Origin of the sequence: Paenalcaligenes sp., assembly GCF_030152715.1 — a bacterium.
GTDB classification, from domain to species: domain Bacteria; phylum Pseudomonadota; class Gammaproteobacteria; order Burkholderiales; family Burkholderiaceae_B; genus Paenalcaligenes; species Paenalcaligenes hermetiae.
This window is the reverse complement of record NZ_JASLIX010000022.1, coordinates 1-21,218: the sequence shown is the minus strand read 5'-3', so window position 1 is coordinate 21,218 and position 21,218 is coordinate 1. Positions and strand designations below refer to the sequence as shown.

Below are 21,218 nucleotides of genomic sequence, written 5' to 3'. Positions count from 1 at the left end.
AGCCAAAATCATCATTTCAGCGGTGATTAAGCCCAAAGGGGCGTTGCGCACACGTGGTATGAGGTGCACGATGCTATCGGGGTTGTCGGGCTCCCCCTCGAGTTCAAATAAAAACTCAACCCGATTATTGTTCTCGGGTTTGCCTCGAATCTGTTCACGCTGCTTGGCTAAAAACTGGGTCACGGCCCATAAGGGGCGTATCCAGTCGGCATAGGGCAGGTCCTGATTAGGGTCATTAAGCGCTTCTAGGGTAACGAGTGGATCAAGATCGTTTTGCCGTAGATTTTCTTTGACTTGAATTCGTTCCAGGCGTGTATGGTGTTGGAGAATTAGGCCTTGCTCCAGATCAATGTCCACGTATAAGGACACAGCAGGGCGCTCTAACCCAGCATCCAAAGAAAACTGACGAATCACATTTTCGGGCAACATGGAAACTTTTTGCCCGGGGGTATACAGAGTGGATAAGCGTTTGCGCGCTAGTTGATCTAGCTCGTTATCACGCTGTACTGCTAACCCTGGGGTAGCAATATGAATACCTACGCGCCACTGCTGTGAGCCAATGGCTTGAATAGAAATGGCATCGTCAATCTCGGTGGTGTTAGCGTCGTCTAAAGAGTAGGCTTGTACTTCGGCCAAGGGGAAGTCCTGCCCCCAACCATTTTTTAGCTCGATTTCAGGAAAATCGGTGCCTTTAGGAAAATAGTGTGAGAAAAACCGATATCGATGAAGGGCTAAGGGGCTAGACCAGGCATTTAAATCCAGTAATAACTGCTCTGGGCTAATCGCTAAATGCTGTACGGCAGCATCAAAGGCTTTCCACTCTATACTATTTTTATCGGGTGAAGTGAGCAGGTGATTGGCAACAGCGGCGATCTCGGCAGGTAGCTCGCCAGCGATCATGGCTTGCGTCCAAGCCTCTTGTTGTTCCGCTTGCTGACGTTTTTTTTCTATAGCTGCCAAAGCGGCTTGAAGAATGTCCTTGGGGGCGGCTCGGTATAAGCCTTTGCCCCGTCGGTGGAAGTAAGCGGGCGCACTATGCAAAGCCAAGATCAAAGCCGTTTTCTCGACGGCGCTAGGTGGGCGACCAAAATATTCTTGGGCAAAATCCACCGCATGGAACTCGTCTTCGGGTGCGCACTCCCATAAAAAATCAATATCAAAATCCGCAGCGAGTTGTTCTGCTTGTTCTAACAGTAAAGCGGGTTCAGGCGCACTAAATTCAAAAAAAACATTATTTTTACGAATCTTACTGCGTTTGCCAGTGGCTGACTCTACCTGCAACGTGGTATCAGCTTGAGAAAAAATTTTTTCGGCTTTGAATTTGCCGCTGTCTTCAAAAAGGACGTACATAAGAACCTTGGGTGTTAGAACAAAAAGCAGAGTATCAGCTACACAGGGTAGGGTCTATAAAGTGTAAAACAGGGTGTAGGTAAAGATCAAAATCCGCGATACCGTGATCACTGCCAAAAATGAGTAGGCCTTGGCTGCCATGAAAGGTCTGGAGCATTTCTTGGTGGTTTAAGACCTCGTCACCACTGGCCGCGAGTAAATAATACCGTTGAGGGCTGCTAACCTGCTGTGGTTGCATGGCGGAGAGCTCATCAACATACTGTGGCAAAAACTCAAAAGGCTCATCAGAGTGGTACATCGTGTGGGTACCCACCTGCGTGGCTAAATCACGAGGAGCGTGAACCGCAGGATTAAGTAGAACGGCCTTGCAGCCCCATTGCTCTGCGAGTACATGAGCATAAAACCCACCTAATGAAGAGCCGATGATTACGAGCTCTTGGCTCGGATTGGTGAGTTGGGCTTTTTGGATCAAGTCATTACACAGGGCAATAGCGGCCGCTGGGCTTGCCGGTAACTGGGGGCAGACCCAACGATGGCTTTGGTTTTTAGCCTGCATTACATGTGCTAGTACTTGCGCTTTATAAGACTGGGGAGAGGAGCGAAAGCCGTGAAGATAAAGAATCATATCAACCTTTACTCTGAAAAACGGTGGTCTAAGCCATTGAGAATATGGTCATGCACACCCCCAAAGCTGCCATTACTCATAATTACAATATGATCATGGGGTTGCGCGTGAGCCACCACGGCTTGGACCAGCTGATTGAGATCCTGATATACCGTGGCTTTGCTGCCTAAAGGGGCAAAGGTAGCGTGGGCATCCCAGTTGAGCGCGTGCTTACCTTGGGATTCGCTATAGCAAAAAGTATGATCCGCATCAGCCAAAGCGCCGGGCAAGCGAGCCGCCATGGCGCCGAGCTTCATGGTATTAGAGCGCGGCTCAAGCACGGCAATAATGCGCTCTTGATCAGTTATTTGTTGGCGTAAACCGGCCAGCGTTAAGGCAATCGCCGTGGGGTGGTGAGCAAAATCATCGTATACACGGATATGATTTACTGTGCCGCGTAGTTCCATGCGTCGCTTAATACCCTGAAAATGGCTAAGCGCCTCGCAACTTTGTTGAGGGGAAATTCCTACATGGTGGGCGGCGGCAATGGCGGCAAGCGCATTGAGCCGATTATGCTCACCGCTTAGGTGCCAATGAATGTGACCTTGTGGTTGCTGATTAAAATCAACGCGTACAGTCTGTGGGTCGATTTGTTCGGCGTACCAACCAGTGGGGGAGTCCAAGTAACTGACAGGTGTCCAACAGCCGCGCTCAAGCGCACGGTCCAATGCTGGGCTGTCTTGGGGACGAATAATCAGACCATGGCTAGGAATTGTACGCACCAGATGATGGAATTGGGTTTCGATAGCGGCCAAATCCGCAAAAATATCCGCGTGGTCAAATTCTAAATTGTTTAAAATGGCAGTGCGCGGTCGATAGTGGACAAATTTAGAGCGTTTATCAAAAAATGCGGTATCGTATTCATCCGCTTCGATGACAAACAACGACTGTTTGGCATCAAAACGAGCGGATACCCCTAAATCAGGTGCGACGCCACCGATTAAAAAATTAGGTTGGCGCTGATGGTACTCCAGAATCCAAGCTAACATGGAACTGGTGGAGGTTTTACCGTGGGTACCAGCGACAGCAAGCACATGCTGTGAGCGTAGTATATTCTCGCCCAACCATTGTGGCCCAGAGGTATAAGGTAAACCTTGGTCTAAAATGGCTTCCATCAGTGGGTTGCCACGACTGACTACATTACCAATCACGAATAAATCAGGCTTGAGCTGAACTTGATCGGCATCATAGCCCTCGATTAAATCGATCCCTTGCTCTTGCAGCTGGGTACTCATTGGGGGGTAAACACCCGCATCGCAGCCTGTAACACGATGCCCAGCAGCACGGGCTATCAGTGCTAAGCCCCCCATAAACGTACCGCAAATACCTAATATATGAATATGCATAAAACCTCCATTTGCTCCCATTTTAGACAACATTTGCTTGCTATAAAGCAAAAATGGAACTTTTTATAGAACCTCAGTTCTAAATAGAGCAAAAACCAAAGGAAAGGATACAGAAATCGTCATGTTTTTACGCCGTTTAGCTGCTTTTTGGATCACCATTCTCTTTGCGTTGGGGCTAAGACCTGCGTTAGCACAGTCTGTGTTCGAGTTAAGCGTTGATGACCTGAATGGCGAAAGCACCGCGTTATCACAATACACGGGAAAACCCTTGGTTGTTAATTTTTGGGCGACATGGTGCCCGCCTTGTGTAGAGGAAATGCCTGACTTAGAGGCGCTGAGTCAATCGCATACAGATGTACAGTTTGTTGGTTTAGCCATAGATACACAGCGTAATGTCAAAAGATTCTTACAGGAAATACCCGTTTCGTATGATCTTTATGTGCCAGGGCATAGTGGCGTCAAGCATATGCGTGCGCTCGGTAACCCCAAAGGGGGGCTGCCTTTTACTTTGGTGATCTCGGCAGATGGCACGGTGGCGCATCAAATTCTTGGTCAGATCGATAAAAAGGATTTAGATAGCAAAATCAATAATTTGAAAAAAACCCCTTAACTTGCCGGCAAGCAACAGCTTTTTCGTTTAAACTACAGCCGTATCTTGGGCTTTTTTATGTTAAAAATGCTTGTTTTTATAGACAAACAGGGCTTTTTGGCGTAAAAAAGCGATCTATAATTACCACGTTATTAAGCCATGGCTCGTCATATACTTGTGATACATGGACCCAACCTAAATTTGTTAGGCCAGCGTGAACCGCATATTTATGGTTCACAGACCTTGGATGATATTAACCAGCATCTACGGCACGTGGCAGCAGACTTAGGGGGTACGTGTAGCACTTACCAAAGCAACTCCGAAGGCGCTCTGGTGGATCGTATCCATCAAGCGCGTCATGAACAAATCGATTACATCGTAATCAATGCTGGCGCGTACACGCATACGAGTGTGGCGATACGTGATGCTTTGGCGGGCGTTGCTATTCCCTTTATCGAGGTACATTTATCTAATGTGCATCAACGCGAAACCTTTAGGCACCACTCCTATTTATCGGACTTGGCTAAAGGTGTTATTGTGGGTTTAGGGGCCTATGGCTACGAAGCCGCATTGCGTTATGCTATGGCTTAATCTTTCATCCAATTTTAACAGCACCCTGACCGTTTTTAGTGATACACGGCAGTGGTGTGGCAGGAAACATGCATGGATCTTAGAAAACTTAAAACCTTAATTGACCTCGTTGCAGAGTCTGATATTTCTGAACTCGAAGTCACCGAGGGTGATGGCAAGGTCAGAATTGTTAAGTCGGCCCCTGCTGCACCTCAACAAATGGTATACGCCACAGCGCCTGCTGCGATGCCGATGGCTGCACCTGCTGCTGCCGCTCCCGCCGCAGCACCCGCCGCAGAAAGTGCGCCTGCTGTGCCCGAGGGCCATGTGGTAACAGCACCAATGGTGGGTACATTTTATCGCGCTCCGAATCCTGGGGCAGCCCCATTTGTAGAGGTAGGCCAAAGCGTTCAAGAAGGTGACGCGCTCTGTATCATCGAGGCGATGAAGCTGCTTAATGAAATCGAAGCAGATAAAGCCGGTGTTATTAAAGAAATCCTTGTTGAAAATGGTGCGCCCGTCGAATACGGTCAGCCCTTGTTTGTGATTGGCTAATTTCATGTTTGAAAAGATCCTTATCGCTAACCGGGGGGAAATCGCCCTACGCATCCAGCGCGCTTGTCGCGAAATGGGTATTAAAACCGTAGTGGTGCACTCCGAAGCAGACCGTGATGCCAAATATGTACGTTTGGCCGATGAATCGGTTTGTATTGGTCCGGCGAACCCCCGCGAAAGCTATTTAAATATGCCCGCTATTATTGCGGCCGCCGAAGTCACGGATGCAGAAGCCATTCACCCTGGATATGGTTTTTTGGCTGAGAATGCAGACTTTGCTGAGCGTGTCGAAAAAAGTGGTTTTGTGTTTATCGGTCCTCGTGCTGATACGATTCGCCTGATGGGTGACAAGGTCACTGCGAAAAAAACCATGATCGAGGCTAATGTACCAGTGGTACCAGGCTCGGCAGGGGCATTGCCCGATGACCCAGAGGAAATCATTCGCATTGCTCGTGATATTGGTTACCCCGTCATTGTCAAAGCTTCTGGTGGCGGAGGCGGGCGCGGTATGCGTGTTGTTTTCACCGAGGGGGCTTTATTGAATGCGGTGGCGACAACTCGTGCTGAAGCCGAAGCGGCATTTGGTAACCCTGACCTCTACATGGAAAAATACCTGCAAAATCCTCGCCATATCGAGATTCAGGTATTGGCCGATGGTAATGGTCATGCGGTTTGGCTCGGTGAGCGCGATTGCTCTATGCAGCGCCGTCACCAAAAAGTGATCGAAGAAGCACCCGCTCCTGGTATTCCGCGCAAGCTGATCGAACGCATTGGTGATCGCTGTGTGGATGCATGCCGTAAGCTCAACTATCGCGGTGCGGGGACGTTTGAGTTTCTCTACGAGGATGGCGAGTTTTATTTTATCGAAATGAATACGCGCATTCAGGTAGAGCACACCATTACCGAGATGGTTACCGGTATTGATTTGGTGCAGCAGCAGATCCTGATTGCTGCCGGTGAAAAATTCACTTTGCGCCAGCGTGACATCCAATTCAAGGGGCATTCTATCGAATGTCGTATCAACGCCGAAGATCCATTTAAATTTATTCCTAGTCCTGGACATATCTCCAAATGGCATACACCAGGGGGCCCAGGGATTCGTATGGACTCGCACGTGTTTGCTGGTTATACCGTGCCTTCGAACTATGATTCCATGATTGGTAAGCTGATTAGCTATGGCGAAACGCGTGAGCAGGCGATTGCTCGCATGGACATTGCTTTATCAGAAATGATCGTCGAAGGGGTGAAAACCAATATTCCACTTCATCGTGAGCTCATGCAAGACCCACAGTTTCAGTCGGGCTCGTTTAGTATCCACTATCTTGAAGAAAAATTGGCAAAACGCCCTTAATGGCGAACTCGCGGTAAAATATAAAGCAGGGGCTTGCCTCTGCTTTTATTTTTTGGAAAACACCTTATGCGTGAAATCGTTTTATTATGTGCGGAAGAGCAGGCAGAACAGGTTTCTGATGCCTTGCTTGAACTAGGCGTTTTGTCTGTTTCAGTAGAAGACGCTGATGAAAATACCGATGCGGAGTCCCCGCTTTATGGCGAGCCTGGTTTAGAACCCGAGGTCTTTGCTTGGCGACGTAATCGGGTAGTGGCGTTGTTACCCGAGGACGCGGATGCCGCCGAAATGGTTCAGCAATTGCGCGACCACCAGATATTAGATGTTGACGAGGGGGATTGGCATGTACGAGATGTGCCGGATAACGACTGGGTTCGCTTAACGCAGTCCCAGTTTGGTCCGATTGAGGTCGGCGAGCGTATTTTGATCGTACCGAGCTGGCACGCCGAAGACGCTGTGGCGCAACAGGCGCAAAGCGAAGGCAAAGTGTGTATTCAGCTGGATCCAGGCTTGGCTTTTGGTACGGGGAGCCACCCCACCACCCATCTATGTTTAGAGTGGTTATCAGAGCATTTGCAAGCTGGACAAACCGTTTTAGACTATGGGTGTGGTTCAGGCATTTTAGCGATTGCAGCAAAGAAGCTGGGTGCTGGACATACTGATGGGGTGGATGTGGATGAACAAGCGGTGTTTTCCACACAGGCAAATGCGCAAAACAATAGTGTGTATGTGAATGCGATGTTGCCAGGAGATTTGCCCGAGCAACAATATGATGTAGTGGTAGCGAATATTTTAGCTAACCCCCTGAAAATCCTTGCGCCGATGTTAGCAGCACGCGTTAAACCCGGTGGTTTTTTAGTGTTGGCCGGTATTTTTGAGTGGCAAACGGCAGAGATGCAAGAGGCTTATAGCGATTATCTGCATTTAACCCCTTGGCGTGAACGCGAGGGTTGGATTGGTTTGGTGGCGCATAAGCAAAACTAATCGTTAGGCTAAGGGCTCATGATCGAATTAACTACCCAATGTCCGCAATGTCATACACGCTTTGACTTAACGCTGGCGCAGCTGCAACAGCGTAAGGGGTTATTTCGTTGTACACATTGTGCGCATATTTTCGATGCGTATGATTCGGTGGTGGAGCCACAGGCAGCAACCATAACAGAGCCGACAGCTGTTACCCCACCGTCATCGCCGAGTGGTCTTAGGCACCATTTTATTGGGGAGGCCCCTTTAGCCTCAGGCGTACCCCTGACTCAAAAAGCATCAGCTCCTGAAACGCGTGTCCCTCTATCCGAGCCACAGCTGCATGGCGCGCCACTCAAAGTGGTAGACACAGAGCCCACAGAGTCGCCGGTGCGGGTGGTATTGGATCACTCTGAGCGGCGCCAGCAGTTAACCGAACCCGAATGGTATGTAGGCGAGCGAGTCGAGCTAGAAGTGTCCCATCGGTCTTTGCCAAGCGCCGCGCCTGTTTCGGCATGGGGGCGTTTATTTTGGCAACTGTTGGTTGGCGGATTATTTATCATCACCGTGATGCAGTTGGTTTATGTGTATCGAGCCCAGATAGCAAATAGCGTGGCATTTACACGACCAGTCTTACAGACCCTATGCGATGCGGTGGGTTGTGATGTGCCTTATATGCGCGAAGTCGAAGCCATCGAGGTTTTGCATAGTGCTTTGCAGTTGCAGCCAGCTACTGAGCCTTCTAAAAAAAGCACTTACTTACTACAGTTACAACTAAAAAATCATCTCGCATGGCCGCAAGAGTGGCCGACATTGGTGCTAAGTTTTACGGATGCCTCAGCGGCAGTGTTAGCGACAATAGCTGTTACACCGGAGCAGTATTTGCCAGCTAGCCAGCGTTTACGTCCTTTTGCTGCAGGGCAGCAATATGCTGTGCGACTACCTGTGACCATTCCTAATAAAAAAATTAACGGTTTTACCGTGGAAAAATATTATCCATAAAGGTTTTTATATTTATGTCTAAGCGGATTTTAGTATGCGGGTCTTTGGCGTTTGATTCGATTGCTGTCTTTGAAGGGCACTTTAAAGATCATATTTTGCCAGATAATGTGCAAGCGCTCAGCGTGTCTTTTTTTGTGCCTGCGTTACGTAAAGAGTATGGAGGGTGTGCGGGTAATATAGCGTATAACCTACACCTATTGGGCGCTCAAGCGGTGCCGGTAGGGGTGGTTGGAGCCGATGGCATCGAATATGTTGAGCGCTTTAAACAGCTGGGTATTGATACGAGTATGATGCAAGTGCGCGAGGACTTATTTTCTGCCCAGTGCTTTATTACGACAGACTTAGATAGTAACCAAATTGCCTCATTTCATCCTGGGGCGATGCTGCATTCGGCGGCCAATGATTTATCTGGTCAGCAGGCGGCGTGGGCGATCGTGGCGCCAGACTCCAAAGACGGGATGTTTGCTCACGCAGAACGCTTACACGCCCAAGGTACGCCGTTTATTTTTGACCTTGGGCAAGCCATGCCTTTATTTGAGGGTGAGGACTTAGCGCGGATGTTAGCGTTATGCTCTGTGCTAACCGCTAATGAGTACGAGGCTGAAGTGATTGTGCAACGGACGGGGCGCTCCATGGCGGATATTGCCAAAAATTTACAAGCTGTTGTTGTCACTAAAGGCGCTAAAGGTGCTACGCTATATGTGAATGGTGAAACCGTGGAGATTGCACCGGTTCCTGTGTCAAAGGTAGCCGATCCCACGGGGTGTGGTGATGCGCATCGGGCGGGCTTATTGCATGGTCTGACCGAGGGCTGGGACTGGTATGAGTCCGCTTGTTTGGGCAATGTAATGGGTAGTTTGAAGATCTCCTCTAAAGGCCCACAAAATCATCAGCCGACAGCGGCACAGATTCAGCAGCTTTTGCAGCAGCACTATGATATAGAAAAAACCATCGGTGCGTAATCAATAGGGCCTAAAGGCCCGCTGGAGTTGTTATATGATGGAACAAACACAAAAAACGCGTTGGCGTATGCTGTGGTTAGGTATGGCTGTCGCTAGTGCGGTATTGGTATCGGGTTGTGCGAATCAATCCGCTTCGGGTTCAGTGTATACCTATGGTCAAGCACAAAATGAGCAAATTGTGCGCTTAGGTACGGTACAGTCTGTGCGCTACGTTACGATTCAGTCAGAGCAGCCCTCGGGGTTTGGGGGGGTGTCCGGTGCCGCTGTGGGTGGGGTGGCTGGTAGCACAATTGGCGGTGGGCGCGGTAATATTCTTGCTACGATGGGCGGTGCCATCCTTGGTGGGCTTGCTGGAAATGCGATTGAGAATAAAACGCAAAAACGTCAGGGCATAGAGATTACAGTGCAGATGGATAATGGTGAAACTCGCGCTATAGCCCAAGAGGCCGATGTGATGTTTACGGCTGGCCAGCGTGTCAGAGTGCTTAGCGGGAACGGCCCGACACGTGTAACGCCGCTTTAATCGCGTTCTTATTTGCCATGAAAAATCGCCCTATGTAAAGGGCGATTTTTTTATTCGGGTTTAGAGCCCGCCTAGGGTCATGCTTAACCGCTGCACCACCATATTGGCGACTTGTAAAATGAGTAAAACAATCAGCGGAGAAAAATCGATAGCGCCCGTAGCAGGAAGATGGCGACGTATGGGTTCCATAATCGGTCGCGTCAGTGCCTGTAATAAAGGCATAGCAGGAGCAGTGGGATTAACCCAAGATAAAATCACCTGGATCAATATCAACCACAATGCTGTATTTAGCCCCCATTTAATCACGGTGAGCACGCCAGCTAACGCAAGGCCGACAAGCTGAGAAGCAGCCACGATAGACTGATGTAAAAGGAGCAAACTCACAACCAAATACACTACAGCACAAAGCCAGGCAGCCAGCAAGCTAGGAAGATCCAGATAGCGTCGAGGGGATACGAGCTTTTTTAAAGGTTGCACAGCCCAGTCTGTGACTTGAATAACCGCTTGTGAATAGGGGTTAAAGGGAGGCATTCTGACGGCAAATAGCCAGGCTCGGAAGATAAATGCAATACCTAGCAGTGATAAGCCGATATGCACAATAAAGTACAAAATATCATTAAACATGCTGTAAGTGTCTATGGTTAGTCTTCGTCTTCATTACTGTATGGGTAAGGCCAGTGTCCGGCGGGGTTCGGTTCGGTTTTTACTGGTTGGGCAGGGGGTAGTTCAGAAACCGTCATGCTTGGTTCTCCTTTTTAATAAAATAAAAAAGCGTAGATATAGTATACCTACGCTTATGGGCTCACGTCAGTTAATTGATTAAGCGGGAGCTTGGGTTAACTGGGGGGATAAGGGAGCATTTTTGGATTTTTCGAGTAATTGAACGAGTGCGTCATGTTTAACCGGGCCAAAACCACGAATGGTTTGTGCATGACGTACATAAGTTAGACACTGCTCAAAGTTATGTGTGGAAAGCTGTTGAGCGATGTCCTCAAGGCGCTGCATAAAAACATCGCGTGCTTGGCGCTCTAAACGTCGCTCAGCTTGGTAGCCAAAGGGGTCGAGCCAACTACCGCGTAGAGCTTTGGCTTTGGCAAGAACAGGGAATAGGGCTTGTACCCATTGCCCGAGCTGACGTTTAACTGGGCGACCGTGACTACCTAAACGGCTGATCCAAGGGGGAGCCATATGAAAGTTCAATTGAAAATCTCCCTCAAACTGCTCTTGGAGCTGCTGTTTAAAAGAAGGAGCACTGTATAAGCGTGCTACCTCGTATTCATCCTTGTAAGCCATGAGCTTATACAAGCTGTGTGCTGCTTGTAAGCTAAGCGTCTCTGACGTGGGGTTCAGGCGTTGTTCGGCTTGTTGCAAGCGCTCAATCAGCGTTTGAAAACGTTGGGCGTAGGCCGCATTCTGGTAGGCTTGCAAACGTGGTACATACAGGGCTAAAGCTTCAGCCACGGTGGTCGGGCGTTGTGTGTGACTAGGGGCTGGAGCGAGGAGCTGTTGCACTTGCTCTGGCGCAGCGACCCATAAGCGCCCTACATCAAAAGCAAGTTGATTGGCTTGTACGGCAACCCCATTTAGCTCAATGGCGCGCTCAATAGCTGCCAGTTGTAAAGGGATGGCGCCGTGTTGCCAAGCAATGCCAAGCATTAGCATATTAGAAAGAATGCTGTCTCCAAATAGTTGTTGTGCCAGGTCGTGGGCATCGACATGGATGCTGTTTTGGGCGCCGCCGTGCTGTACGAGCTGCTCTACGAGCGCTTTTCGTGGGAGCTGCACATCCGGTTGCCGTGTAAATTCAGAGGTGGGCGCTAAATAGCTATTGATAAACAGTTGCGTTTTGTTGGGGGCAATACATTGGGACGCTGCAGGATGGCTGGAAGCAACACTATCGCATAAAACGGCCACATCCGCTTGCTGTTGATCAATGCGTACCACACCTGCCGGATGTTGGTCTTTGGATAAACGGACATGACTAATCACTGTCCCGCCTTTTTGAGCTAAGCCTGTCATATCTAAGACCGAAGCCGCACGTTGCTCTAGGTGGGCAGCCATCGCGACAATGGCTCCAATCGTAATCACACCTGTGCCGCCAATACCGGCAACGATCAAGTTACAGGAAGCAGGAGCAATGGTGGGCACTGCCACGTGCTCAAGCGCTTGCTGGATATGATGATGTAAATGCTGGCTGTCCATGGTAGTGGCTTTTTTAGGCTCGGCATTTAGCACTGAAACAAAACTGGGACAAAAGCCTTCCACACAGCTGTAGTCTTTGTTGCAGCTCGATTGGTCAATTGCACGTTTACGACCGAGTTCAGTTTCTAAGGGGATAATAGATAAACAGTTGGATTGCACCCCGCAGTCACCACAACCCTCACAGACCTCTGGGTGAATATAGATACGACGTTTAGGGTCAGGGTACGCCCCTTTTTTGCGACGTCGACGCTTTTCTGCAGCGCAGGTTTGATCGTGGATTAATACGGTTACCCCTGGAATTTCACGAAGCTCGCGCTGCAAGCGGTCCAGCTCTTGGCGTGGATAGACGTGAACACCAGCCGGCAAAGGCACACCCTTGTAGCGGCTAGGTTCATCTGTGGTGATGACCACTTTTTGGACACCCTCACCGATCACTTGCTGACAAATCCGTGGTACCGAGATAGGACCATCTACGGGTTGGCCCCCCGTCATGGCTACCGCATCATTAAAGAGGATTTTATAGGTGATATTGGTTTTAGCGGCAACGGCTTGGCGAATAGCCAGATAGCCAGAATGAAAATAGGTGCCTTCACCCATGTTTTGGAAAATATGAGCTTGATCCATAAAAGCAGAGGCACCGATCCAATCTGTTCCCTCGCCCCCCATCTGTGTCAGCCCCTGTGTGTCTCGATCCATCCACGATGCCATGTAGTGACAGCCCACACCTGCTAAGGCTTTGCTACCCGTTGGAACTTTGGTGGAGCTGTTGTGGGGGCAGCCAGAGCAAAAATAAGGGCGGCGGCTGAGTCCAAAATGATCTAAAGCTTTAACGGTGGGGGTAGGGCAGTGCGAGTGAAGTTGATGATCCCATTGGACCAGCTGATAATGGTTAAGCCATTCACCCAGAGCATTTTCAACAATAGATGGACTTAATTGCCCAAAACTGGGGACAAGCGGCTTATTTGTGGCGAGCTGTTTGCCATGGATAGTAGGCCGCTCTGGTAGATCGAAGAGAAGATTTTTGATTTGCGCCTCGATAAAGTCGCCTTTTTCTTCGATAACAAGAATATGATCCAAGCCTTGGGCAAACGCATAGAGGCTATCAGGCACCATAGGCCACATCAGCCCCACTTTATAATGCCGGATTGGGGGTAGCTGATGCTGAGCGCGTAGCTGTTGTATGGCTTCTAGGGTGTCCAGCGTACTTTTGCCGGTGGTGATAACACCGATTTTTGCATCGGGTGCTGGATCAAGTAGTTTATCTAAAGGGTAGTGGCGTGCAAATTCTTGTACGGCTTGTAAACGATTTTCTATGTGTTGCTCAATGGTAGGTGTTAAAAAATCGCGAGCATTATAGCTACGGGCAAACTTAGAAGGGGTGTTCACCAAATCAAAGGTTGGCACCTCTAAAATGGGCACTGAGCGTCCGCTTTCTACGGTTTCTGTTACGGCTTTAAAACCAACCCAAGCCCCCGAGTAACGGGATAAGGCCCAGCCCCATAAGCCAAAATATTCGTATTCCTCCACGGAGCTAGGGTGCACAATGGGCATACGCAAATGACGCAGCGCCTGTTCGCTACTATGAGGAATGGAAGAGGAAACTCCAACATGGTCATCGCCAACGACCACGAGCACGCCACCCTGATGGCTTGCCCCCGCGGCATGCCCATGATGCAAAGCGTCGCCGGCACGATCCACGCCAGGCCCTTTGCCATACCACATGCCAAAAACACCATCGACTTTTTTTTCTGGGTGGGTGTCAAGCTGTTGGGTGCCCATCATCATGGAGGCGGCTAAGTCTTCGTTAATCGCAGGTTGAAAGCGAATGCGTGCTGCATCTAATTCTTTTTTAAAACGCCACATGGTGGTGTCTACACCACCTAATGGCGAACCACGATAGCCCGAAACAAAACCAGCGGTATGACGCCCCTCGGCGTGGTCGCGACGAGCCTGACTCAGTAACAGGCGCACTAATGCCTGGGTGCCTGTTAAAAAAATACGCCCCGAGGTCGCCGTGATCGAGTCTTTTAGTTGATAGTCTTGATTGATGTTATTTTGCATGATGAAAACCTCCACTCCTATAGCTTTCATCATAAGGATTTACCTGTAGATTATTTTTGCGTTGTTATTGCGTAAAATCCCTATAAAACGAAACAAACATTTCAAAAAGGAGGAAATATGGATACGATCAATTTAAAAATCTTGCAATGCTTGCAAAAAGATGGTCGTGCCTCGGCTCAGCAGGTGGCCGATCAAGTGGGGTTGTCAACGGCACCGGTATGGCGGCGTATTAAAGCGCTCGAAGAACAAAAGGTCATCACTGGCTATCATGCTGCAGTAGATAGAAATAAAGTAGGGCTCCAAAGCTGCATGTTTACTCAGATTAGTTTAGATCGGCATTCAGCAACGATGGTTGATACATTTATTCAAGCCGTAAAAGACACACCAGAAATACTGGCTTGTTATGCGGTAACAGGGGATGCTGATTTTCTGTTAAAGATTGTGGTTCCCAGCCCAGAAAGCTATGATGATTTTATGCACCGGTTTTTTTTCAATCTGCCAGGTGTGAGACAGACGCGTACGATTGTGGCGCTCAAAGAAATCAAAAATCAAATGCAGTTACCTTTGTTTTAATGCCGTCCCCCACTTTTTATAGGGCTAGGTTAGAATTTGATTTTCACATGGATTTTTAATAGGACAGGGTATGATGCCGTTACGTATGTTGCGAGGCTTAGGTGTAATCATAGTTGGCGGCGTGGTGGCAGCGTGTGGTTCGTTTCCGCCTCCTCCTGCACCAGCGCCTGAAACGGATCCCACGCAGGTTTGTCAGCCTGTGGCTGAGGATGATCCTTTGGTGGGCAATTGGCTCAGCAAACGGAGCCAAAAAGGGGTGGTGGGTGAGCTGCGTACTTTATTTACTCTGCAGGCCGATGGCCGCATGCTGTATACAGAACAGCTTAAGCGTCCGCGTCAACCATCACAGGGGCTGAGCGAAAGCGGTTGCTGGTGGCGAGACGGTGATGTGTTGGTGTTAAAAACTTTAGAATCAAATGGGGTGCCGGTTGATGCAGACGACCCGATTTATACCAATACGTATGCAATTAGCCATCGCAGCACGGACAAGCTACGTTTGCGTGGTAGCGATGGCATAGAGCACAATACAGAGCGTACCTCACAAGGCTATCGGTTACCTTTTTAATAAAAATAGGCGCTGTGCTCAGCGCCTATAACACCACGATGCGATTAAGCCGTGATCTGGTGCAGACGCGCTAAAACGGCCTCTTTACCAATCAGAGCCAATACAGCATCAACCGCTGGGGTTTGTTTTTGCCCTGTCACCGCGACACGTACTGGGATACCTAATTTTGGCATTTTAATATTATTGGCAACCAAGGTCTCTTTGATAACAGCGGCGATGTTCTCTGTGTGCCAATCTTCTACAGCAGTCAAGCGTTGCGCAAAATCACGCAAAATGGCTTTGGCATCATCGGTGAGAATTTCAGCTTGGAGCTCTGCGCTAGCGGGGCTAAAAGGCGCACAAAACAGCATGGCACCCTGAGCAAGATCGTTTAGGGTCTCGGCACGGTCTTTTAACAGATCCATCACAGCGGTTAAATTGACCGCATTGGGGCTACCCCCTAGTTTTTCAATACGGGGAGCAACCAAGTCGGCTAGCTCGGCGCTGTTGCGCTGTTTGATATAGTGCGCATTGACCCAATTGAGCTTTTTGGGATCCCACTGCGAAGCCGATTTACTGAGACTTTTGGTGTCAAACCATTCGATGAATTGCTCTACGGAGAAAATTTCATCGTCCCCATGGCTCCAGCCTAAGCGGGCCAGATAGTTCACCATGGCTTCAGGTAAATACCCTTGCTCATGATAATCCATAATATTGACCGCCCCGTGGCGCTTGGAGAGTTTTTCACCATCTGGACCCAAGATCATGGGGACATGACCATACACGGGAACCTGAGCGCCTAAGGCCTCGAGAATGACGATTTGCCGTGGGGTGTTGTTGACGTGGTCATCGCCACGAATAACATGGGTGATGCCCATATCCCAGTCATCGACCACAACACAAAAGTTATAAGTGGGGGTGCCATCGGCGCGAGCAATAATCAGGTCATCGAGCTCTTCGTTGGCAATGGTGATACGCCCTTTTACCAAATCATCCCAGCTTGTGACCCCGTCTTTGGGGGTTTTAAACCGCACAACCGGTTTGCGGTCTGCAGGAATAGGGGGCAAGGTTTTTCCGGGCTCTGGGCGCCATGTGCCGTCATAGCGGGGTTTTTGACCCAACACGCGGGCTTTTTCGCGCATGGCCTCTACCTCTTCGGGGCTGCTATAGCAATAATAGGCATGACCGCTCTCTAGGAGCTGGTCAATGACTTCGCGGTGACGGTCGGTGCGTTGCATCTGATAGAAGGGGCCTTCATCTGCATGCATGCCTAGCCAGTCCATACCCTGTAAAATGGCTTGCACAGCTTCAGGAGTAGAGCGCTCAAGATCCGTGTCCTCGATACGTAGCACAAATACCCCATTGTGGTGTTTGGCAAAAGCCCACGAAAATAAAGCAGTACGAGCTCCGCCCAGGTGCAGGAACCCTGTGGGCGAGGGAGCAAAACGAGTACGAATAGTAGTAGTCATAAATCTAATAGCAGCCAAAAGAAGAGAAAATCCACCGTAAGGGTGAATTGATATGGTCTTATTTTAATAGACTGTGGCAAATCTCGCAGAACTAACTGCTTTGATAAGGGAATGGTTATGGTGTTAACACATCGTTTCGCCGCATTGTTTGATCCGAAAACGGTAGTGACCGTGTGTAGTCCCGATTGTGCGGAGCATTTGAGCTTTCATGAAAACGCGGCCGTATATCGGGTATGTGCGCCCGCAGGGCAAGGGCAACCTCTACAGGGACTAAAGGCCATCCATAGTGAGCGAGTGGATTTGGTGGTGATATGTGTGCCGGCCGAACAGCTACTCGAGGTATTAAACCAGCTAAGCCCCTATCAACCGCGGTTTTTGGTGCTGTTAACCCACCCAAGTAGTCAGCCCTATAGTGCAGAGATGCAAAAGCATTTGGGCGCGTGGGCTAAACAGCAGCATTGCAAAGTGTTGGGGCCACGCTCTTTGGGTTTGATACGACCGCCTGTAGCATTAAATGCTAGTATTCAGCCACGTTGGCCCAAAACAGGTAAAGTGGCTTTGATCTCGCAATCACGCACTGTTACTACAGCGGTGTTAGATTGGGCTGAAGATGCCAACGTTGGGTTTTCCACCGTGGTGGACCTTGGCGAAGAAACCGATATTGATTTGGCGGATATGTTGGATTTTTTAGCCACGGACAAACAAACCGATAGTTTGGTGTTGTACTTACATAGTTATCCCACATCACGCCGTTTTGCTAGCGCCCTGTATGCTGCTGCGGCCACAAAGCCTATTATTGTGCTAAAAGCAGGGGGGCAGGATAACAGTGTGGCGCTGCGAGCCCGTGAAGAGGTATTTAATGCGTTAATGCGACGTGTGGGCGCTATCCGGATTCGCTATCTGATGCAGCTTTTTGCTGCAGTTAAAATCCTTAGCTTAAAAAGACGGCTAAAAGGTTCACGCATTGCGATTATTGCCAATGGTGATGGGATTGCCCAGTTAGCATTAGCGATTATGCGCCATAATGCTACCGTTCACTTAGCACCATTAAGTGCAGAAACCCAAGCGGCTTTAGCTGCGGTGACCCTGACGACTGACCAAATTACAAACCCCATTATTCGTTATGCACCGATCACGGTGGATGTGGTTGAGCAAGTCATCCCAGTGTTGATTAAAGATAAGCAGGTAGACGGGGTATTGGTGCTCATTGCGCCTGACCCTTATGCTGATCTAGAGGCTGTGACCGAAGCACTGATTTCCATCAGTCTTAAGCAGTATAAGCCGGTGGTCAGCTGCTTGTTAGGGGAAAAAACCATGCGCCCATTACGACAGCGTTTGGACCAGGCGGGGATCCCCGCTTTGCGCACTGCTGATGCTGCCATGGAAGCCCTTAATATTTTGGCTTCGTATCATTATAACCAGCAGCTTGCTCAGCAAATTCTGCCAGCGTATCCGCTGGGGCGTCCAGCGAATATTGAGGCTGCTAGGCAGCTTGTACAGTCGTTACAAGAACACGGAGTGCGGCATCTGGATGAAATGGACAGCGCCCAGCTTTTGGCATGCTTTCATGTGCCGATATTAACGCAAGCCAGTCCCTATACCGTACCCACTCTGCCGCCGGTCTGTATTCACATGTATACCGATGCCCAGTATGGGCCGTTTATGGTGTTTGGGGCCGCCTATGGGGATTTGGATTTTATTAGTCAGCGCACGGCCGTGGAGCTGCCTCCTCTAAATCGAAATCTAGCTCGATTGTTGATTGAGCGGGCGCCGATTTGGTATGAACGTTTACACGATATCGCCGGCGAGTCTATTTTTACGCAGCTACAGCAAACCCTAGAAAAAATTTCCGAGCTCATCAGCGAATTGCCCGCGATCAAGAGCATCCAGATCGACCCGTTGTGGCTTAGCCCTAGTGGTTTGTATTGCTCGCAAATTAAAATTGAGCTGCACCCGCAGGTGTCATGGTTAAGCCCAGAAAATCTCGGCTACCCGCACATGGCCATTCACCCGTATCCTCGTCATTTAGTGCAGCATCACCATTTTGATGATGGACAGCCGTGGGTTTTACGCCCAATTCGCCCCGAGGATGCGCAGCCTTTACAAGATTTTGTGCGGGGTTTATCGGCAGAGTCCCGTTATATGCGCTTTGTGTCAATGATGAAAGAGCTGAGCCCATCGATGTTAGCGCGTTATACCCGCATTGATTATGATCGCGAGCTGGCCCTGATAGCAACCATTGATAGCGGGCAGGCGGGCACGGAGCAAGTCATTGCTTTTGTGCATTATTTACGTAATAGCGACGGTCGTGGGGCGGAATATGCGTTGGTTGTTGCCGATGACTGGCAGCGCTATGGATTGGGAACGCAGCTGATGCGAGCCTTAATACAAGAGGCCAAACAACAGCGATTGAGCTACATAGATGGTTATGTATTGGCGACCAATGATGGCATGTTGGGGCTATTAGCCAAACTCGGCTTTAAAAGCGAGGTGGATCCTTATGATCCGGGTTTGCGCCGAGTTTGGTTGGATTTAACGAGTTAGTCTACACGGACTAAAACACGCTTTAAAAACTGGGAGATGGCGCTGACCTCCTCGGCGCACACCGAGTGCGGCATAGGGTAGGTATGCCATTCGATGTCATAGCCTAGCTCGTTAAGACGCTGACGTGATTCTTCGGCACGTATTAATGGAACCACGGGATCCTGCTGCCCATGAGCCATAAAAATAGGCGTGTTTTGGTTGGCAGCGTGGCGCTCAGCAGCGACCTTATCGGCCAAGGGAAGATACCCCGATAAACACACCATCCCAGCGAGTTTTTCCTCAAGGCGTAAGCCCGTCTGTAGTGTCATCGCACAACCTTGTGAAAAACCCGCCAGTACTATGCGCTCAGTGGGGATACCCCGTGCGTTTTCACGGGCGATCAATGCTTGTACAAGCTGTTGCGACTCGCGTAAGCCTTTTTCGTCCTCGTGGCGTACTAAGTCCATCATGTATAAATCATACCAAGCGCGCATGGGCATGCCGCCGTTGATCGTGATAGGCATAATGGGGGCGTGAGGAAACACAAAGCGGATAGGAATATCATCGACCTTGAGTTCGGGCACAATAGGGGCAAAATCATTGCCGTCAGCGCCTAAACCATGTAGCCAAATAACAGAAAACTCAGGTTGATTTGAGGTGGTAATTTCAATACATGCTAATTCGGTACTCATGCCTTCTCCGCTTGTTCAACAATGGTTTTAATCGTTTGAAAAAGTTGACGATAGTGCTTACGGCTGGGCGCTTTGTTTTCGGGCAGGGTGGCATTTTGTTGTGCCTCTTTGCGTGCGCTACGTACCGTGGTCCTAAAGGATTGAGGATCAGCCAAAGGGAATTCGTCAAAAAATTGGGTAAGCGCCTTATCATCGCGTAACAGCAAGTCGCGCAAGGCTTCGATGCGGTGCATGGCTTTAGCCTGTTCTTTGGAGCCATTTTCCCAAATATCGAGCTGGTGTCGAATGGCATCAGCATCTTCATGGCGCATTAACTTGCCCACGTATTGTAATTGGCGTCGTTTGCCCTCACGTGCAGTAATACGTTGCGCATCCTTGATGGCAACCCGTAAGGTCTCACTTAGGTTAAGCTTATTAAGTTTTTCATTTGATAACTCGATGAGTTGTTTGCCCAACTCTTGTAGAGCATGCATATCACGCTTTACTTGTGATTTGCTCGGGCCATAATAGCCATTTTCATCGGGTTCTAAGTATTTTTCGGTCATAATAAAAATAAGTACCAGCGGAAATTGAATGCCGCTTTATTTTAAAGAGTATCCATGAGCCAGTCTTCTATTTCTTCTTTGCCCATATCTGAAAACCAATCTCGTTTTTGTCAGCTCGCTGAAGACGTTTTGGTGTATGCAAAACAACTCGGGGCTTCTGATGCCGCCGTGGAAATTGCTGAAAACCAAGGTCTATCTGTGGCCGTGCGTCACCAAGATGTGGAAACGGTGGAGCAAACCCGAGATCGCTCCCTTAGTGTAACGGTTTTTGCTGGCAATAAGCGTGGTTCGGCGTCGACGTCGGATTTTTCCCCTAAAGCTATCGAGGATACCGTAGCGGCGGCTTGGCATATTGCGCGTTACACGGCCGAGGATCCGATGGCTGGTTTGCCAGACCCCGAGGATCTGGCTTTGGACTACCCGGACTTATCTTTGTTTACCCCATGGCAGATTGATGCAGGCTTAGCCGCGCGCTTGGCTGTGCGCGCAGAGCGAGCGGCGTTGCAAGCCAGTCCGCTCATCACCAACAGTGAAGGCGCGTCAGTAGATACTAATGTGGGACATTTTGTGATGGCCAATAGCCATGGATTTTTAGGTGGCTACCCGTATAGTCGTTACAGTATTTCAGCTACGCCTATTGCCGAAAATGACCAAGGGATGCAAAGAGACTATTGGTACACTGTAGCGCGTAAGCCACGTTTGTTGGATACGCCGGAATCGGTAGGGCGTATCGCCGC

Annotated in this window: 20 protein-coding genes; 12 read left to right on the top strand and 8 right to left on the bottom strand. The window is 49.4% G+C overall.

What is annotated here, in order from left to right; genetic code table 11:
- From Q1V74_RS01365 to mpl, 3 genes are all read right to left on the bottom strand, one after another.
- Positions 1–1,350, bottom strand: a 1,350-nt coding sequence (locus Q1V74_RS01365; protein ID WP_300646725.1) for an RNB domain-containing ribonuclease, incomplete at its 3' end; no start/stop codon positions are given.
- Positions 1,351–1,384: 34 nt separating this feature from the next.
- Positions 1,385–1,975 carry a YqiA/YcfP family alpha/beta fold hydrolase gene (locus Q1V74_RS01360; protein WP_260650044.1) on the bottom strand — a complete coding sequence of 197 codons (591 nt, stop codon included), beginning with the start codon at positions 1,973–1,975 and terminating at the stop codon, positions 1,385–1,387.
- A gap of 8 nt (positions 1,976–1,983) precedes the next feature.
- Positions 1,984–3,360 (bottom strand): UDP-N-acetylmuramate:L-alanyl-gamma-D-glutamyl-meso-diaminopimelate ligase, encoded by a 1,377-nt coding sequence (gene mpl, locus Q1V74_RS01355; protein ID WP_260650045.1) that lies wholly within the window; start codon positions 3,358–3,360, stop codon positions 1,984–1,986.
- 121 nt (positions 3,361–3,481) lie between these two features.
- On the opposite strand from mpl, the gene Q1V74_RS01350 reads away from it, so the two are divergent.
- The 8 genes from Q1V74_RS01350 to Q1V74_RS01315 all read left to right on the top strand — a co-directional run bounded on the left by Q1V74_RS01350 (position 3,482) and on the right by Q1V74_RS01315 (position 9,872).
- Positions 3,482–3,970 carry a TlpA disulfide reductase family protein gene (locus Q1V74_RS01350; RefSeq protein ID WP_260650046.1) on the top strand — a complete coding sequence of 163 codons (489 nt, stop codon included), beginning with the start codon at positions 3,482–3,484 and terminating at the stop codon, positions 3,968–3,970.
- 138 nt (positions 3,971–4,108) lie between these two features.
- Positions 4,109–4,540 carry a type II 3-dehydroquinate dehydratase gene (aroQ, locus tag Q1V74_RS01345; protein ID WP_260650047.1) on the top strand — a complete coding sequence of 144 codons (432 nt, stop codon included), beginning with the start codon at positions 4,109–4,111 and terminating at the stop codon, positions 4,538–4,540.
- A 72-nt stretch (positions 4,541–4,612) separates the two neighbouring features.
- A complete protein-coding gene (accB, locus tag Q1V74_RS01340) occupies positions 4,613–5,074 on the top strand; it encodes an acetyl-CoA carboxylase biotin carboxyl carrier protein (RefSeq protein ID WP_300646724.1) in 462 nt (153 codons plus the stop codon).
- Positions 5,075–5,078: 4 nt separating this feature from the next.
- A complete protein-coding gene (gene accC / locus Q1V74_RS01335) occupies positions 5,079–6,425 on the top strand; it encodes an acetyl-CoA carboxylase biotin carboxylase subunit (protein WP_260650049.1) in 1,347 nt (448 codons plus the stop codon).
- Positions 6,426–6,491: 66 nt separating this feature from the next.
- Positions 6,492–7,406: a 50S ribosomal protein L11 methyltransferase gene (prmA, locus tag Q1V74_RS01330; protein WP_300646723.1), complete on the top strand. Its 915-nt coding sequence runs from the start codon at positions 6,492–6,494 to the stop codon at positions 7,404–7,406.
- 18 nt (positions 7,407–7,424) lie between these two features.
- Positions 7,425–8,387: a zinc-ribbon and DUF3426 domain-containing protein gene (locus Q1V74_RS01325; RefSeq protein WP_300646722.1), complete on the top strand. Its 963-nt coding sequence runs from the start codon at positions 7,425–7,427 to the stop codon at positions 8,385–8,387.
- Between the two features lie 14 nt (positions 8,388–8,401).
- Complete coding sequence (locus tag Q1V74_RS01320) at positions 8,402–9,349, top strand: carbohydrate kinase family protein (protein WP_300646721.1); 948 nt, start codon at positions 8,402–8,404, stop codon at positions 9,347–9,349.
- Positions 9,350–9,431: 82 nt separating this feature from the next.
- Positions 9,432–9,872: a glycine zipper 2TM domain-containing protein gene (locus tag Q1V74_RS01315; RefSeq protein WP_260650160.1), complete on the top strand. Its 441-nt coding sequence runs from the start codon at positions 9,432–9,434 to the stop codon at positions 9,870–9,872.
- A 60-nt stretch (positions 9,873–9,932) separates the two neighbouring features.
- Here Q1V74_RS01315 and Q1V74_RS01310 read toward each other — a convergent pair whose 3' ends face one another.
- Both Q1V74_RS01310 and Q1V74_RS01305 read right to left on the bottom strand, forming a co-directional pair.
- Positions 9,933–10,496 carry a YggT family protein gene (locus Q1V74_RS01310; protein WP_260650053.1) on the bottom strand — a complete coding sequence of 188 codons (564 nt, stop codon included), beginning with the start codon at positions 10,494–10,496 and terminating at the stop codon, positions 9,933–9,935.
- A gap of 195 nt (positions 10,497–10,691) precedes the next feature.
- Positions 10,692–14,135, bottom strand: coding sequence for an indolepyruvate ferredoxin oxidoreductase family protein (locus Q1V74_RS01305; RefSeq protein ID WP_300646720.1), 3,444 nt, complete (start codon positions 14,133–14,135; stop codon positions 10,692–10,694).
- 117 nt (positions 14,136–14,252) lie between these two features.
- Here Q1V74_RS01305 and Q1V74_RS01300 point away from each other — a divergent pair, with 117 nt between their 5' ends.
- Positions 14,253–14,708, top strand: a complete 456-nt coding sequence (locus tag Q1V74_RS01300) for an Lrp/AsnC family transcriptional regulator (protein WP_300646718.1) — start codon at positions 14,253–14,255, stop codon at positions 14,706–14,708.
- Positions 14,709–14,778: 70 nt separating this feature from the next.
- Positions 14,779–15,273, top strand: coding sequence for a hypothetical protein (locus Q1V74_RS01295; RefSeq protein ID WP_300646717.1), 495 nt, complete (start codon positions 14,779–14,781; stop codon positions 15,271–15,273).
- Between the two features lie 44 nt (positions 15,274–15,317).
- Here Q1V74_RS01295 and gltX read toward each other — a convergent pair whose 3' ends face one another.
- Entirely contained in the window at positions 15,318–16,721 is a 1,404-nt protein-coding gene (gene gltX / locus Q1V74_RS01290; RefSeq protein ID WP_300646716.1) for a glutamate--tRNA ligase, read from the bottom strand.
- Positions 16,722–16,838: 117 nt separating this feature from the next.
- Here gltX and Q1V74_RS01285 point away from each other — a divergent pair, with 117 nt between their 5' ends.
- The gene (locus Q1V74_RS01285; RefSeq protein WP_300646715.1) at positions 16,839–19,265 is read left to right on the top strand and encodes a GNAT family N-acetyltransferase; all 2,427 of its coding nucleotides are present in this window, start codon (positions 16,839–16,841) and stop codon (positions 19,263–19,265) included.
- Here Q1V74_RS01285 and Q1V74_RS01280 read toward each other — a convergent pair.
- Positions 19,262–19,936, bottom strand: coding sequence for an alpha/beta hydrolase (locus Q1V74_RS01280; protein ID WP_260650059.1), 675 nt, complete (start codon positions 19,934–19,936; stop codon positions 19,262–19,264). The two genes, Q1V74_RS01285 and Q1V74_RS01280, sit on opposite strands and share 4 nt — an antisense overlap.
- Positions 19,933–20,481, bottom strand: coding sequence for a ribosome biogenesis factor YjgA (gene yjgA, locus Q1V74_RS01275; RefSeq protein WP_260650060.1), 549 nt, complete (start codon positions 20,479–20,481; stop codon positions 19,933–19,935). The genes Q1V74_RS01280 and yjgA overlap by 4 nt, the downstream gene beginning before the upstream one ends.
- A 54-nt stretch (positions 20,482–20,535) precedes the next feature.
- On the opposite strand from yjgA, the gene Q1V74_RS01270 reads away from it, so the two are divergent.
- Positions 20,536–21,218, top strand: a 683-nt coding sequence (locus Q1V74_RS01270; protein ID WP_300646713.1) for a DNA gyrase modulator, incomplete at its 3' end; no start/stop codon positions are given.